Origin of the sequence: Jannaschia sp. M317 (assembly GCF_025141175.1) — a bacterium.
Taxonomy (GTDB): domain Bacteria; phylum Pseudomonadota; class Alphaproteobacteria; order Rhodobacterales; family Rhodobacteraceae; genus Jannaschia.
In genome coordinates this window covers 2,282,477-2,296,695 of record NZ_CP081155.1, presented here as the reverse complement: position 1 = coordinate 2,296,695, position 14,219 = coordinate 2,282,477, and the positions used below count along the sequence as shown (strand labels likewise).

The following is a 14,219-nucleotide window of genomic DNA, read 5'->3' as shown; positions in this document are numbered from 1 at the left end:
TCACGCGATGCCCTCCCGCTGTTTGGCGTGGTGGTAGTAGGCCCAGAGCAGCCGCGCCGCAACCGCCCGCCAGGGGGACCACGCCGCGGCCATGTCGCGCAAGGCACGTTCCTTCGGACGTTCCGGCAGGTCAAACAGGATGCGCGCCGCCTCCTGCAGGGCCAGATCGCCGGGGGCAAAGACGTCGGCGTGGCCAAGGCTGAACATGGCATAGATTTCAGCGGTCCAGGCCCCGATGCCCGGCACGGCGGTCAGGCAGGCGACCACGTCGTCGGTCGACGCGCGGCGCAACCCGTCATAGTCGATCCCCGCCTCGGCCAAGGCCCGCGTGTACCGCACCTTCTGTCGGGACAGGCCACAGGCGCGCATCTCCTCCTCGGTGGCGCGGGCCGCTATGCCCGGATCGTCCAGCCCCGCCGCCTCGCACCGCGCGAGGATCGCCCGCGCAGACGCGACAGACACCTGCTGTCCGACGATTGCGGCCAGCAAGGCACCATGTCCATCGCCCCGGCGACGCAGCGGCAGCGGCCCCGTCAGATCCAGTGCCCGGGCGAATCGCGGGTCCAGCCTGGCCAGCCAGGCCGCCCCCTCGGCCACGTCGTCATCCGTCTCGATGATCCGGCAATGGGGATGCGTGCGCCCGGACAAAGGCAATGGCTCGGTCGATGTCATGGGTCGCGTCTCCGGGTGGGGGCGGCGGTCGGTCGATCACGTGCACCGCTAGCCCGAGCGCGCGCGCCGCGTCCAGCTTGGCCCGCGCCCCGCCCGCGTTCTTTGTGACCAGATGCGTGATGCCCAGGGTGCGAAAGGACGCCGCCTCCTGCGACATCTCCAGGCCAGGCGGCCCCACGACCCAGGTCACGCCGGGGCGATCTGGTGCCGGGTCGATCCGCCGACACCAAATCAGAAGGTCGCGCCCCAGAAACGGCGCAAGCCCACCCGGTCCGATGGACAGGAACACCCGCGCCCCGCGTGGCAAGGCGGCGGCGCAGGCCTGCGCGGTTGCGTGGTGGGTCCAGTCCGCCTCGGTCGGCCAAGGTGGGCGCGTCAGGCGCAGATAGGGCACGCCCGTCTCGGCGCAGATGCGCGCGGCCCGCCCGGACATGACGGTCGCAAAGGGATGGGTCGCGTCCAGCACGGCCGCCATCTGACGCAGGGCCGCCTGAAACCCGGCATCGCCACCAAACCCCCCGGTCCGCACCGGCACGGCCAATGGCAGGGGCCGCTCCGTCCGGCCCGCCAGCGAAGCCAGCACATCGTATCCCGAGACGCCCGCGCACACCCGCCGTGCCTCTGCCGTGCCCGCAAGGATCAGACCCTTACCGGGCATGGGCCAGCACGGTCCCTGCCCGGTCGATCACCACCACGTCGACCTCTGCCGAGATATAGCCCAGCACGCGGGCCCGCGCCTCGCGGGCGATACGCTGGGCCAGGTCCGGAACACGGGTCACCGCCTCCAGCACGGTGTTGCAATCGGTCAGGTCCCGCCCGGCCCAATCCGACAGACCTGCGAAATCAGTCTGCGACCGGCCCGAATGCAGGTCCACCGCCCCCTGCGCCAGCTTGGCCAGTTTGCCCACGCCACCGCCAATGGTCACACGGGGCACCGGGTGGCGCGCCAGATATTTCAGCAACCCGCCCGCGAAATCGCCCATGTCCAGCATCGCGTGATCCGGCATCCGATGCAGCGTCTGGACCACCCGCTCGCTGGTGGCACCGGTGCAACCCGCCACATGGCTCAGCCCATCCGCCCGCGCCACGTCCACCCCCCGATGGATCGAGGCGATCCAGGCGGCACAACTGAACGGACGCACGATTCCGGTCGTGCCCAGGATCGACAGCCCGCCCGTGATCCCCAGCCGGGGGTTCCAGGTCTTTTCCGCGATCTCTGCCCCATGGGGGACCGAAACGGTGATTTCTATGTCCGGTGCCCGCGCCAGATCGGCGGCCAGATCGGCCACGACCTCATCCATCATCGCGCGGGGCACCGGGTTGATGGCGGGCTCACCGACGGCAATGGGCAGGCCCGGCCTGGTTACGGTGCCGACCCCGTCGCCCGCGCGAAACACCACGCCGCCCGACGATGGCGTCACCCGCACCCGGATCGACGCCCCGTGGGTCACATCCGGGTCGTCGCCCGCGTCCTTGATCACGGTCGCCTCTGCCCAGCCGTCGCCCAGCTGCGCGTCGACAATCGCAAAGGTCGGTGTTTCGCCGCGCGGTAAGGTAATCGTCACCGCCTCGGGCACGGCCCCGGTCCATAACCCCGTCACCGCCGCCCGCGTCGCGGCGGTGGCACAGGCACCCGTGGTCCAGCCCCGGCGAAGCGTGCGTCCAGTCTCCATCCCTCTTCCATGCCATGCACATTCCATGCCGCCAATGGCCTGCGGCATGTCGCGCACCACCTTTCCACCGGCACCCGGGCGCAGTATCGACGGCGTATGGACACGACCACTGCCCCCGACCTGCCCCCCCACGACTGGCCAGAGCTGCAGCGCGGCTGGGTCTGGCTTTGCGGCGCTGGCCCCGGTGATCCGGGGCTGCTGACGCTGCATGGTTTGAACGCGCTGCGCCAGGCGGACGTGATTGTCTATGACGCGCTTGTCGGCGAGGGCCTGCTTGACTGGGCCCCCCAGGCGGAAAAGATCTATGCCGGGAAACGCGGCGGCAAGCCCTCCGCCAAGCAACGCGACATCTCCTTGCATCTGGTGGACCTGGCCCGTGCGGGCAAGCGGGTCCTACGGCTCAAGGGGGGCGACCCCTTTGTGTTCGGGCGCGGCGGAGAAGAGGCCCAGACCCTCGTGCAGCACGGCATCCCGATCCGCATCGTGCCGGGCATCACGGCGGGCATTGCCGGCCTGGCCTATGCGGGCATCCCGGTCACCCACCGCGACGTCAACCAATCCGTCACCTTCGTGACCGGCCATGATGCCAGCGGCCAGACCCCGACCGCCATCGACTGGGGCGGCATCGCACGTGGCAGCCAGGTCATCGTCCTCTACATGGCGATGAAACATATCGCAGACATCGCCGCCCGCCTGATCGACGCTGGCCGGTCCCCGTCCGAGCCCGTGGCCGTCACCACGACCGCCACCCTGGTCCAGCAACGCACCATCGAGACGACGCTGGCCACCTGTGCCGCCGACATCGCCGCAGCCGGGTTGGAGCCGCCCGCCGTCATCTGCATCGGGCAGGCCGTGACCCTGCGACAGGCGCTCGACTGGCAGGCCATGGCGCGCGGCATTCCCCCGCGCAACACCGACCCCCTGCATCGGGACCGCCCGGCCGAGGCCGGCTGACAGCCTTGGCTTCCTTGTTTCCCAAAAATGCATCCCGTCCCCGATGCCGGGCCTGATCCTCGCCGCTCCGTCGTCAGGCAGCGGCAAGACGACCGTGACGCTGGGCCTGCTGCGCGCGCTGCGCGACCGGGGGATTGCCGTGCGCGGGGCGAAATCCGGTCCCGACTACATCGATCCCCGCTTTCACGAGGCCGCCAGCGGCGCGCCCTGCCCGAACCTGGATGCCTGGGCGATGCCGCCCGAGGCCGTCGCGGGTCTCGCCTGTGGATCGGGCCTGCTGTTGATCGAGGGGGCGATGGGTCTCTTCGACGGGGCACCGCCTGACGGGCGGGGGGCCACGGCGGATCTGGCGCGACAGTTGGGCCTGCCTGTGGTGTTGATCGTCGACGCCGCCCGCATGGCGCAATCCCTGGCCCCGCTGGTGGCCGGTTTTGCCAATCACGACCCCGCTGTGCAGGTGGCCGGAGTGATCTTGAACCGCACAGGGTCGCCCCGGCACGAAGCGATGCTGCGCGCCGTCTGTCCGACGCCTGTTCTGGGGGCCATCCCCCGCGACGGCGCCCTCGCCACACCTTCCCGGCATCTCGGTCTGGTCCAGGCCGAGGAACGCGCCGACCTGGAGGCGTTCCTGGCCCACGCCGGACGCACCATGGCTCGGCAGATCGACCTCGACGCGGTGACGGCGCTGGCCCGGCCCCTGCCCCGTGCCGCAGCCCCCCGCTTCGCCCCGCCCGCACAGCGGTTGGCAGTTGCGCGCGACGCGGCCTTTGCCTTTGCCTATCCGCACCTGGTGCGCGGCTGGTCGGAGGCGGGGGCCGAAATCACGACCTTCTCGCCCTTGGCGGATCAGGCGGCCCCGGATGCGGATCTTGTTATCCTGCCGGGCGGCTACCCGGAACTTCACGCCGGTCGCCTGGCGGCAAACGCGCGCTTTCTGACCTCGCTGCGCAACCGGGCCGTGTACGGCGAATGCGGCGGCTACATGGTGATGGGGGACGGCTTGACCGATGCGCAGGGCACGCGACATGCGATGGCGGGGTTGCTGCAGCTGGAAACCTCATTTGCCGCGCGCAGGCTGCACCTCGGGTATCGCAACCTGACCGCAGACGGTGGTCCCTTTGCAGGCACGTGGAAGGGACACGAATTCCATTATGCCAGCACCCTGCACGCCAATGGTGTCCCCCTGTTCGAGGCGACCGATGCCCAAGGCACCGCCCTGCCGCCCATGGGCCTGCGCCAAGGCGCAGCGTCGGGATCCTTCGCGCATTTGATCTGCCCAGGCGCACAAGTGTAGCGGCACAATCGCGCACTGGACCCATTGCGACCCCGCGCGTAAGCCATCCGCATGACCACAGTGAGCACCGATGCCGACACCGGCCACCGCCGCGCCAAGCGCAATGTCCTCGTGCTTGTGCTGGCGCAGGCAATCCTGGGCGCGCAGCTGCCGATCAATTTCACCGTCGCCGGTCTGATCGGCCTGACGCTGGCTCCCTCGCCTTTGCTGGCGACGTTGCCGATTTCCCTGATCGTCTTCGGGTCGATGACCACCGCGCCGTGGATTTCCCCCTTGATGCAGCGTCGGGGCCGCCGGTTCGGTTTCGTGCTGGGCGCGCTGGCGGGGGCGCTGGGCGCGGGCGTGTCCATGGTGGCGCTGATCTGGGGCAGCTTCGCGCTATTCCTGGCCGGGGCCTATCTGACCGGTATCTTCATGTCGACGCTGGGCTTTTACCGCTTCGCCGCGACCGATACCGCAAGCGAGGCCTACCGCCCCAAGGCGATCAGCTACGTCATGGCGGGGGGCCTCGTCTCCGCCTTTGTGGCACGCTTTGTCGTGACCGGAACCGAGACCGCGACGATCATTCCCTTTCTGGGGACCTACGGCGCGGTGATGTTGCTGAACCTGATCGGCCTGTGGCTGTTCTTCTTGCTGGATATCCCGACGCCCGCGGCCCCGGCCAAGGATGCCCCCGCAGGCCGCAGCCGGGCCCAACTGCTGCGCACGCCCGCGATTCTGGTCGCGATCATCTGTGCCATGGTCAGCTATGCCTTGATGAACCTGGTGATGACCTCGACGCCGCTGGCCGTGGTCGGCTGCGGCTTTGGGGTGCCAGATGCCTCGAACATCGTCACCTTTCACGTCATCGCCATGTATGCGCCCAGCTTCTTCACCGGCCATCTGATCGTCCGCTTCGGGATGTCCCGGATCGTGGCGACCGGCCTGGCCCTGCTGGCCGCCGCGGGGATCGTGGCGCTGGCCGGTGTGACGCTGCCGCACTTCTATATCGCGCTGATCCTGCTGGGGCTTGGCTGGAACTTTGGGTTCATCGGGGCCACCACGATGCTGACGGCCCACCATGATGCCCAGGAACGCGGAACGGTGCAGGGTCTCAACGACTCTCTGGTGTTCGGCATGGTCACGATTGCCTCGCTCAGCTCGGGCGGGCTGATGGGGTCGGCGGCGGATGCGGTCAGCGGCTGGACGGCGGTGAACCTGGCGATGGTGCCCTTTCTGACGCTGGCCGCCGGGGCGCTGGTCTGGCTGGCATTGCGCGGCCGCGCGGGGCGGGCCTAACCCTCCCGCAGGCCCATGCGGGTCGCGTGCCAGGCCGCTTCGGCCCGGCTGGAAATGCCCAGCTTGCGGTAGATCGCCTTGATGTATCCGGCGACTGTCGTTTCGGCCAGACCCAGCTCTGCCGCGACTTCGCTGGTGCGCAGGCCCCGGCCAATCAGGGCCAGGACCTCCCGCTCGCGCTCGGTCAGGCGGGCGTCGACCTCGACGGGTCCAGTGCGGCGAAAATGCTCCATGATCCGCCGCGCGATAGCGGGCGACAGGGCGGGCACCCCGTGGCTGATCTGGCGCAGCTGCCGGGTCAGGACACCGGCCGGATTTTCCTTGAGAAGATAGCCGTCGGCCCCCGCCGACAGGGCCGAGACGACCGTGGCATCATCCGCCATGATCGTCGTCACGACGCAGAGCATTTCGGGCCGGTCACGCTTGACCTCGCGCAGCAGGTCAAGGCCGTTGCCATCCGGCAGGTTCAGATCGATCAAGGCCAACTCGAAGGTCTGTTCGGCCAGTTGCGCGCGTGCCCGTGCCAACGTTTCGGCGCTGCGGACGGCGCAGCCCGGCCAGGCCGCCTCGACCAGGCCCAAAAGCCAGGTGCGCGTCTCGGTGATGTCCTCGATGATGAGGGCGGTCTTCATCTTCTATTCTCCTGCCTCGGCAAGCCGTTCATCCAGACTCCAGGGCAGGCGCACAAGGACCCGTGTGCCGCCTGTGCCGCTGTCGACAGTCACGTCCCCGCCAAGCGTCGATGCCCGCTGTTCCAGGTTGTCGAGCCCGTTGCCGCGCACGGCATCATCGGCAATGCCATGGCCCGTGTCGGTCACCGAAACCTCCAGGCCCGCCAACCCGTGCCTGATCCTGACCGAGACGCGGTCCGCCCCCGAATGGCGCAGCGCATTGCCGGTTGCTTCGCGCAGGATGGCACGCAAGGCGGCCACCAGAGCCGCCGGGATCACCGCATCCGGCAGGCCGGTATCCAACCATTCCAACGTGACCCCCGCCGCATCATAGAGATTTCCAATCTCGCCACGCAGATCGGCCACGGTGTCGCGGAGCGACGCCTCTTCGATGCGGGTATTCGCGACGATGTTGCGCAGGTCCGCCAGAGTCTGACGGATCATCGCGTCCTTTCGGTCCGGCTGCACGGAATGCAGAGCACCCAACAGCTGCACGCCGATGTTGTCGTGCACGTCGCGGTCGATGCGCGCGCGTTCCTCCTCGACCGCGCGGTCGCGGGCCTGTGCCAGATCATCGAGCCTGGCAATCGTCTCGACGATGCGGGCGGCGCGGTCCCGGTCGCGCGGCGCGAACAGCTTGCGGCCGCCACCGGTCCATTCCATCCGCAAGGCCGGGATGCCGGGCATCGCTGGCATGTCCAGCGCCTCGCCTTCGCCAACCAATTGCGGCACGGTCGGGTCGGACGGCGCGGGCGCAATGCTGAGCGGGTTGAACGCCCGCTCCAACAGGGCGCGAAACCGCGCCTCTCGCATGTCGGGCGTGGGGGCCAGGGCCACGCCACCGACAGCGTCGCTCAGGTCTGCGGCCTCTGGCTTGCGCCGAACGACCCTGCCCAGAAAATCGCGCAGCGGCAGGTAGATCAGGACCACCAGAACCAAAGCTGCGCTGAACGCCGGCACCGCCTCGAGAGAGAGGACAGAGATCAGGGCCGCATCGACCGCAAACAGAACCGCCACGCCGATCGCATAGAACAGCAACCGGAACGACCAGTCGCCCAAATCGAACATTCGGTAGCGGGCGACCCCGATGGCCAGACCCAGATAGACGAACAGAAACAACAGGAACGCATGTCCCTGCCGGATGGTCGGCTGATAGCCGAGCGCCGAGGGGATCGCCATCAATGCAATGAACCCGCCACAGCCAAACAGGACCGAAGACCCGAACCACTTGACGATCGCGCGTTCCTTGGGACGGCGGCGGGTGGCCCAGAATTGCGCCAGCAACCCCACCGTGATCCACAACATTTCCAGCGCGGTCGGCAGGTGCGCCCCCTCCGCCCGACTTGGCCAGAGGTAGAGCGGCGAGCCCAGGAACCACAGCCCGAAGATGACCAGCGGCGACCAGACAACCCAACGCGGCACCAGGCGAACGGGATAGATCATCACCATCGCCGACATGCAGGCCCCGAACAGAAGCGAGCCGAACAGGTTCAGGGTCGAAGCCACATAAAACCCGGTTCCGGGAACGGCCAGATCCCGCGTCGAATACCAGGCCGCCGTCATCGCCGAAAACGCCAGCCCCAATCCGGCCAGCGAGAACATCCAGGCCGACAGGTCCCTCCGCCGCAGGCTCAGCACCCAACCGCCCAGCACGAGGGGCGCGGCCCCCACCAGGATCTGCAACCAGAAAATCGCGGGGAGCGAGCCGAAGGGGCGCGTCGGCGCCGCCTCTACGACAAAGTCACCGTCTTCGGTCACCAGGGTCACAGGACCCGCGCGCAGCGCCTCCCAGATGGCTTGCTGGTTGGCATAAAGGGCGTCCATGGCCGCCAGCGACGGCAGGACATCCGGCTCATCAATGGCATCGAACGGCGTCAGCGCGATTCGCCTGCCCGCGCCTTCGACGGCCAGAAGACGCGTGGGTGGCACCTCGGACGCGCGACCCGCCGGGTCCGTTCCCAACAGCATAATGCCGGGACCGTCGGCCCCATGGGCCTTGTCCAGGCCAAGCCACGGTTGGGACAGGGCCAGCCAACATACGAAAGCCGTTGCGAAAAGTGCGATCAACGCCGCACAAATCGTCCACAAGGCCGGTGCACGCCGGGCGTGCATCGCCTGCATTCTGTCCATAACCACTCCTCCGGGCCTAACCGCACCAGACTGCGCCCGCGACCGTTGTACAAATCAACCCGTCGCGGCCCCTGCGGTCAAGACAATCTATCCTGTGCATCCATCGGAAAACATTCGTCTCATTCCAGTCACCCCCCCGGAACCGGGGATAAGGATATCGGACCGAAGTGATTATTCGTTCGTCGCGAGGGTTCGACAGACAGCGTCTGCCCGAAAACCAGAGGGATGGTTCCATGATTTCCAAATTTGCCCTGAGCACGGTTCTGCTCGCCAGCGCGGTCGCCCTGGCCGGATGCAACAGCAGTAACAAAGGCGGCGGCGGTGCCGCAGGTGGTGGTGCGAATTCAAGCAACGCGGCCCACAACGCCGCGTTCAACGCCGTTTCGGCCCAGGGGGCCACGACCACCATGCCCGCCACCTTTACCGGTGCGTTCACCGGCAGCGTCCAGGCGCAACTGGGCAGCATGAATGGGGCCAACACGCCGCTGGGTCACGCCACGGGTGACCTGGCGCTGACCGCGAACTGGACCGATGGCCAGGCGGGCCCGGCGTTCACCGGGACGGCGACAAACTTTGCCGGCGAAGTCCAGGGGGCTGCGACGACCTGGAACGGAACGCTGAACGCCTCGTCTTCGGGTGCGTTGAACCGCATCCAGCGTTTCGATGGCGCGGCGATCTGTGCGGCGGCCCCTGCGGGCGTCCCCTGCCCGGTTGACCCCAACGCTCAGACCAGCTCCGTCACGATTGCGATGACTGGCGCGCTGACGGCTGATGGCGGCACGGCGGGGAACGACTCGAACCTCGTGCTCAACGGTTTCGTGACCAACGACAACCAGAGCATCACGGGCGCGACTGCGGGGACGTTCATCCTGCCTGACGGGTCCACCGCGACCGTCGCGGGCACCGAAAGCACGTTCCACGCCACGAAGTGACCCAATCTGACCGACATCGCGGGGTCCGGGTGCTGCTTGCAGCCCTGGGCCTCGCCCTTTGTCTTTTACAGCCGCCCACCGCACAGGCGCAGGCCGAGGATTCGCGCTGGATTCAGGCCAACGCATTGACCCAGTCGGGCCGCTTTGCCGACGCGCTCCCCTTGTTGGAGGCGCTTGTCGCGGACGCGCCCGACGCCGGCGTCTACCGGTTGGAGCTGGCCTCTGTCCTGCTGCGGCTGGGCCAAGGTCAACGCGCCCGTTTCCATTTTGCCCAGGCCCGCGGCGGCACCTTGCCTCCGGAGGCCCGCCGCACGGTCGAGGGACTGCTGGCCGGTCTGCCCTTGCGCAGCGGCTGGGAACGGTCGCTGTCCTTTTCGATCGCCCCCGAAAGCAACCCGGCGCGCGGCTCGTCCGGGTTCATCCTGATCAACGGTGTCCCCGTCGAGGTGGGAACCGCAGGGGCCGGTGAATCCGGCCGCTCTGCCAGTCTGTCGACGGGGGCGTTGTATCTGCATGCACTATCGGTGCGCACCGGGGTCTTCGGTGGGGCCACCCTCGATTATACCGCGCGCAGCGGACCGCTGGAGGATACCGGAACCCTGCGCGCCCAGGTCGGCTTTCGCACAATTCGCGGAGCCACCCGGATCGAAGGCGCGCTGCGGTTTTCGCAACATTTCGTAGCCGAGGAGCCGCTGGCCCATGGTCCCGGTCTGACCTTCAACCTGACGCGCCCGCTGGGACGGCGAGGCACGGTGGCGGCCTCCGTACATCTGGACCGCTTGCAGTATCGCGACATTCCGGGGTTGGACGGGACTGATAGCGGGGTGACGCTGGGCTATGTCCACGCGCTCAGCCCGGCGACGCGGCTGTCATTCGCGCTGGGCCTTGGGGCGCGGAACGCGGTGCGCGTCGGCTCCTCTACCCGGACCGTGACGCAGTCGGTGGGGATCGACCATGCGTTTCGGGGCGGCCTGTCCCTGGGCGCGACCGTGACCCGCAGCCGGTTTCGCCGCGATGCCCCGACCGGGTTCTTCACCGTCACCCAATCCGATCGGCGGGACGCACTTGCGCTGCGCGTCAGCCATGCCCGGATCAACCTGTATGGTTTTGCCCCCGTGCTGGAACTGGCGCGCGAACGCCAGGACAGCAACATTCCCCTTCAACGCTACGACAACACCCGCGCGGCGCTGACCTTCACCCGCAGGTTCTAGGGCAGAGCAAATGAAAAGGGGCCGCCCTGACGGCGGCCCCCTTCGGTCAGATCCCGGCAAGGATCAGCTGCGACCCTTCCAGGGCACCAGCCAGCTTTCTGCCTTGCGCATCAGGATATCGATGCCAAAGCCGATCACCCCGATCAGGATGATGCCCATGACCACGATATAGGTCTGCTGGAACTTGGACGCGGTGGTGATCATCATGCCCGCGCCGACGTTCGCCGCCACAAGTTCGGCGGCAACCACGGTGCCCCAGCACACCCCCATCGCCACACGAGCGGCGGTGAAAATCTCGGGCAGGGAATTCGGGATGATCACGTGCCGCAGGATTTGCGACTTGGACGCGCCCAGCGAATAGGCGGCGTGAACCTTGGTGATATTCACCCCGGACACGCCCGCCCGGGCCCCGATCGCCATGATCCACAGCGCGGCGAGGAACAGCAGGACGATCTTGCCGGTCTCGTTGATGCCGAACCAGATGATGACCAGCGGGATCAGGGCCAGCGGCGGCACCGGGCGCATGAACTCCACGATGGGATCGAACCAGCCCCGGAACCAGTTGCTCAGCCCCATGGCATAGCCAAGCGGAATGCCGATCAGCGCACCGACCGCGAAACCTGCAAGCACGCGGAACAGCGACCAGCCCAGGTGTTCCCACAGGGTAAAGTTGCGATAGCCGTCCTGCGCCACCTCGACCAGGGCCTGCACGACCCGTTCGGGCGACGGCAGGTAGAGCGGTTGCATCTGGAAGCCCTTGTTGGGCACAAAGTTCAACCCGCCCCGCTCGTTCATGGTCATCGTGCCGTCATCGGTATCGACCGACCCGTTGGGGCCAATGGGCTGACCATTGATCGCGATGATCTGATACCCGTCCTCGCCCGAGCCTTCGTCGTTGCGGTCCAGCCGCAGGATCTTGGACCGGTAAAGCCCGACCCTGTCGACGTCGTTCTTGGCAAATCCGTCGCCCGGCTCCAGCACCGGGTCCTCGACCTCGGCGCCAACTTCGTGGACGCGCACGGCAACCGTTGCGTCATCGGTGTCGCCGGCGGCATTCTGGGCCGTATAGGTGAACGAGGTGTCCCCCTCGAACGGACCCGGCACATGGATGGGCGACAGTTTCGAGCCGGTGAACGCGCCCCAGATCAAAAACAGCACCACGACGGAAATAACTGACGCCCAACGGTTCGGGCGCACCGCGCTTTCGTCGCCAAAGGTGACGGTCTTGAGCGAGGTGAAATCCTTGGGTTTCGATTTCGCGGTCAACGTGTTGACCACCACCATGGAGATCACGAACATGGCCACGTAGGCGACGATGATAAGAAGTCCGGTCATATCAAGCGTCCTCCGTCCGGCCCATGATTTCTTCTTCCATCTCCCAGATCATTGACAGGATCTCCTCTCGGCGGGTGCCGAAGTCGGGGTGTTTCTTGACCTCTCGCAGGTCCGTCTCGACGCCCATTTCCGCAAACGGCAGGCGATATTCGCGGTGAATGCGACCGGGGCGCGGGGCCATGACCAGCAACCGTTCGCCCAGCAGCAGCGCCTCTTCGACTGAGTGGGTGATCAGGATGATGGTCTTGCCGGTCTCTTTCCAGAGCTTGAGCACGAGGCCCTGCATCTTTTCACGTGTCAGCGCGTCCAGCGCGCCCAGCGGTTCATCCATCAAGATGACGTCGGGGTCGTTGGCAAGACAGCGGGCCAGGGCCACACGCTGTTGCATGCCGCCAGACAATTCATAGATCGCCTTGTCCTTGAAATCCTTCAGGCCGGTGATTTCCAGCAGGCGGTCGGCATCCTGTCGGCGTTCGGCCAGCGGGGTGCCCTTCATGCGGGGGCCAAATTCGACGTTCTCGCGCACGGACATCCACTCGAACAGGGCGCCTTGCTGAAACACCATGCCACGTTCGGCGTCGGGGCCTTTGACGTCGTGACCGTTCAGGACGATCCGTCCTTCGGTCGGGGCAAGAAAACCTGCCACGATATTCAACAGCGTGGTCTTGCCGCAGCCCGAGGGGCCAAGCACGCTCATCAATTCGCCCTTGGCCAGATCCAGCGACACGTCCTTCAACGCCTGCACGTGGCTTCCATTGGGCAAATCGAATCGCATCGAGATGCTTTCGATGGATAGTCCGGTCATTTGTGGTCCTTCCTGATGCCACGCCCCGGGTCTGGGGCGTGGCGGTGTCTGTTAGGAACGTGGATTACATGCCCTGCGCGTCTTCGAGCGGCTGCGTGTTCACCAGGTCGGAATAGCTGTCCAGCGCCGAGGGGATGGACCCCGCCTCGACGAAGACATCGGCCACGCCCTTCATGAAGGTCGCCGCGTTGCCGCCCAGCCAGGTCTCGGACAGCTGCTCTTCGATCGTCGGGAAGGCGAAGGTCGCCAGGTTGCCGCGCGCGGCCTCCAGCTCCTGACCGGATTCGTCGGCGATCACCTGCAGCATCTCTTCGGTCGGGTTCGCGGCCCATTCGGCATTGGCGTCAGCCGTGACCTTGACGAACTTGGCCACCAGGTCGGGGTTCTCGGCCACGAACTGCGCAGGCGCGGACGTGACGTCGAAGACCAGGATGCCCAGGGCTTCCTTTTCGGCACCGGTCAGCAGGACGTTGCCCGATTCCTTCATGGTGTTCAGACCGCCGCCGTAGCCGCAGGCAAAATCGACGTCGCCTTGGGCCAGCGCGGTCGCGCCGGTCGGCGGATCCATGTCGACCACATCCAGCGAGGCCAGATCGACGCCGAAGTGACCCATCTGACGCAGGAAGCCGTAGTGCGCCGCAGTGCCCAGCGGCACGGCGACCTTCTTGCCGGCCAGTTCGGACGCATTGTCCTTGGTGATGTCCAGGGCCGAGCTGACGACGCAGTTGTCGTTCTCGGAATAGGACACGGCCACGTCGATCACCTGCAGGTCCTGCCCGGCAGAGGCGGCCACCACGAAGGGCGGAACGCCTTGGGACACAGCCAGTTGCACGTCGCCGGATGCCATTGCGGCGGACATCGCGGTGCCGGTCTCGAAGCTGACCCAGTTGACGGTGACGCCCAGCGTCTCGTCATAGGTGCCCGCGGCCTTAGCGGCCAGCATCGGCATCGGCCACTCAAGGAAATAGGCGACGGTGATTTCAGACAGGTGACCGTCGGCCATGGCAACCTGTGCGCCCGACAGCATGGTGGCGGCGGCGACAGCGCCCATAAGCTTGGATTTAAGTGTCATATTGATTTCTCCCGGTTGTATCATCGAGGTCCCGGCGCATCTTTGGCCCCTGGGAAGCAGCGGACCCTCGCAGGTCCGTCAGCACGTGCAAAGCCTAGGTGCCCCCTGCGTCACCTGACAACAGTGACGGCAAGCTGGACCTAAGCGCAGGGTATTTCTGGCCCTATCCGGCCTCTCGAAAGAGTTGGAAAA

Annotated in this window: 13 protein-coding genes; 5 read left to right on the top strand and 8 right to left on the bottom strand. The window is 66.9% G+C overall.

Translation table 11 applies throughout. The annotated features are described in order from the left end of the window. Genes K3551_RS11725 through K3551_RS11715 form a run of 3 tightly spaced genes read right to left on the bottom strand, consistent with a single transcriptional unit; the run spans nt 1 to nt 2,345 of the window. The gene (locus tag K3551_RS11725; RefSeq protein ID WP_259913376.1) at nt 1–672 is read right to left on the bottom strand and encodes a DNA-3-methyladenine glycosylase; all 672 of its coding nucleotides are present in this window, start codon (nt 670–672) and stop codon (nt 1–3) included. Further along, nucleotides 602–1,330 (bottom strand): precorrin-6A/cobalt-precorrin-6A reductase, encoded by a 729-nt coding sequence (locus tag K3551_RS11720; RefSeq protein WP_259913375.1) that lies wholly within the window; start codon nt 1,328–1,330, stop codon nt 602–604. The genes K3551_RS11725 and K3551_RS11720 overlap by 71 nt, the downstream gene beginning before the upstream one ends. After that, on the bottom strand, nt 1,320–2,345 hold the full coding sequence (locus K3551_RS11715) for a cobalt-precorrin-5B (C(1))-methyltransferase (protein WP_259913374.1): 1,026 nt from the start codon (nt 2,343–2,345) through the stop codon (nt 1,320–1,322). The genes K3551_RS11720 and K3551_RS11715 overlap by 11 nt, the downstream gene beginning before the upstream one ends. 96 nt (nt 2,346–2,441) lie before the next feature. On the opposite strand from K3551_RS11715, the gene cobA reads away from it, so the two are divergent. The 3 genes from cobA to K3551_RS11700 are packed head-to-tail and all read left to right on the top strand — an operon-like array spanning nt 2,442 to nt 5,871. Beyond that, entirely contained in the window at nt 2,442–3,299 is an 858-nt protein-coding gene (cobA, locus tag K3551_RS11710) for a uroporphyrinogen-III C-methyltransferase (RefSeq protein WP_259913373.1), read from the top strand. Nucleotides 3,300–3,342: 43 nt separating this feature from the next. Next, entirely contained in the window at nt 3,343–4,593 is a 1,251-nt protein-coding gene (locus tag K3551_RS11705) for a cobyrinate a,c-diamide synthase (protein WP_259913372.1), read from the top strand. 51 nt (nt 4,594–4,644) lie between these two features. Then, a complete protein-coding gene (locus tag K3551_RS11700; RefSeq protein WP_259913371.1) occupies nt 4,645–5,871 on the top strand; it encodes an MFS transporter in 1,227 nt (408 codons plus the stop codon). Here the strand turns inward: K3551_RS11700 and K3551_RS11695 are convergent. Further along, nucleotides 5,868–6,503 (bottom strand): response regulator transcription factor, encoded by a 636-nt coding sequence (locus K3551_RS11695; protein WP_259913369.1) that lies wholly within the window; start codon nt 6,501–6,503, stop codon nt 5,868–5,870. The genes K3551_RS11700 and K3551_RS11695 overlap by 4 nt on opposite strands. Nucleotides 6,504–6,506: 3 nt before the next feature. After that, entirely contained in the window at nt 6,507–8,672 is a 2,166-nt protein-coding gene (locus K3551_RS11690; protein WP_259913368.1) for an ATP-binding protein, read from the bottom strand. 233 nt (nt 8,673–8,905) lie between these two features. Between K3551_RS11690 and K3551_RS11685 the strand changes: the two genes are divergently transcribed. Beyond that, entirely contained in the window at nt 8,906–9,604 is a 699-nt protein-coding gene (locus K3551_RS11685) for a hypothetical protein (RefSeq protein ID WP_259913367.1), read from the top strand. 29 nt (nt 9,605–9,633) lie between these two features. After that, nucleotides 9,634–10,815 carry a porin family protein gene (locus tag K3551_RS11680; RefSeq protein ID WP_259913366.1) on the top strand — a complete coding sequence of 394 codons (1,182 nt, stop codon included), beginning with the start codon at nt 9,634–9,636 and terminating at the stop codon, nt 10,813–10,815. A 63-nt stretch (nt 10,816–10,878) separates the two neighbouring features. On the opposite strand, the gene K3551_RS11675 is transcribed toward K3551_RS11680, so the two are convergent. The 3 genes from K3551_RS11675 to K3551_RS11665 all read right to left on the bottom strand — a co-directional run bounded on the left by K3551_RS11675 (nt 10,879) and on the right by K3551_RS11665 (nt 14,027). Further along, complete coding sequence (locus K3551_RS11675; RefSeq protein ID WP_259913365.1) at nt 10,879–12,150, bottom strand: ABC transporter permease; 1,272 nt, start codon at nt 12,148–12,150, stop codon at nt 10,879–10,881. 1 nt (nt 12,151) lies between these two features. After that, nucleotides 12,152–12,955, bottom strand: coding sequence for a taurine ABC transporter ATP-binding protein (locus tag K3551_RS11670; RefSeq protein WP_259913364.1), 804 nt, complete (start codon nt 12,953–12,955; stop codon nt 12,152–12,154). Between the two features lie 64 nt (nt 12,956–13,019). Further along, nucleotides 13,020–14,027, bottom strand: a complete 1,008-nt coding sequence (locus K3551_RS11665; RefSeq protein ID WP_259913363.1) for an ABC transporter substrate-binding protein — start codon at nt 14,025–14,027, stop codon at nt 13,020–13,022. Between the last annotated feature and the right edge of the window lie 192 nt (nt 14,028–14,219).

What these genes read in the sequence shown, in the direction of transcription:
- K3551_RS11725 (WP_259913376.1), bottom strand. Translation starts at nt 672, where the DNA reads ATGACATCGACCGAGCCATTGCCTTTGTCCGGGCGCACGCATCCCCAT.
- K3551_RS11720 (WP_259913375.1), bottom strand. Translation starts at nt 1,330, where the DNA reads ATGCCCGGTAAGGGTCTGATCCTTGCGGGCACGGCAGAGGCACGGCGG.
- K3551_RS11715 (WP_259913374.1), bottom strand. Translation starts at nt 2,345, where the DNA reads ATGGAGACTGGACGCACGCTTCGCCGGGGCTGGACCACGGGTGCCTGT.
- cobA (WP_259913373.1), top strand. Translation starts at nt 2,442, where the DNA reads ATGGACACGACCACTGCCCCCGACCTGCCCCCCCACGACTGGCCAGAG.
- K3551_RS11705 (WP_259913372.1), top strand. Translation starts at nt 3,343, where the DNA reads ATGCCGGGCCTGATCCTCGCCGCTCCGTCGTCAGGCAGCGGCAAGACG.
- K3551_RS11700 (WP_259913371.1), top strand. Translation starts at nt 4,645, where the DNA reads ATGACCACAGTGAGCACCGATGCCGACACCGGCCACCGCCGCGCCAAG.
- K3551_RS11695 (WP_259913369.1), bottom strand. Translation starts at nt 6,503, where the DNA reads ATGAAGACCGCCCTCATCATCGAGGACATCACCGAGACGCGCACCTGG.
- K3551_RS11690 (WP_259913368.1), bottom strand. Translation starts at nt 8,672, where the DNA reads ATGGACAGAATGCAGGCGATGCACGCCCGGCGTGCACCGGCCTTGTGG.
- K3551_RS11685 (WP_259913367.1), top strand. Translation starts at nt 8,906, where the DNA reads ATGATTTCCAAATTTGCCCTGAGCACGGTTCTGCTCGCCAGCGCGGTC.
- K3551_RS11675 (WP_259913365.1), bottom strand. Translation starts at nt 12,150, where the DNA reads ATGACCGGACTTCTTATCATCGTCGCCTACGTGGCCATGTTCGTGATC.
- K3551_RS11670 (WP_259913364.1), bottom strand. Translation starts at nt 12,955, where the DNA reads ATGACCGGACTATCCATCGAAAGCATCTCGATGCGATTCGATTTGCCC.
- K3551_RS11665 (WP_259913363.1), bottom strand. Translation starts at nt 14,027, where the DNA reads ATGACACTTAAATCCAAGCTTATGGGCGCTGTCGCCGCCGCCACCATG.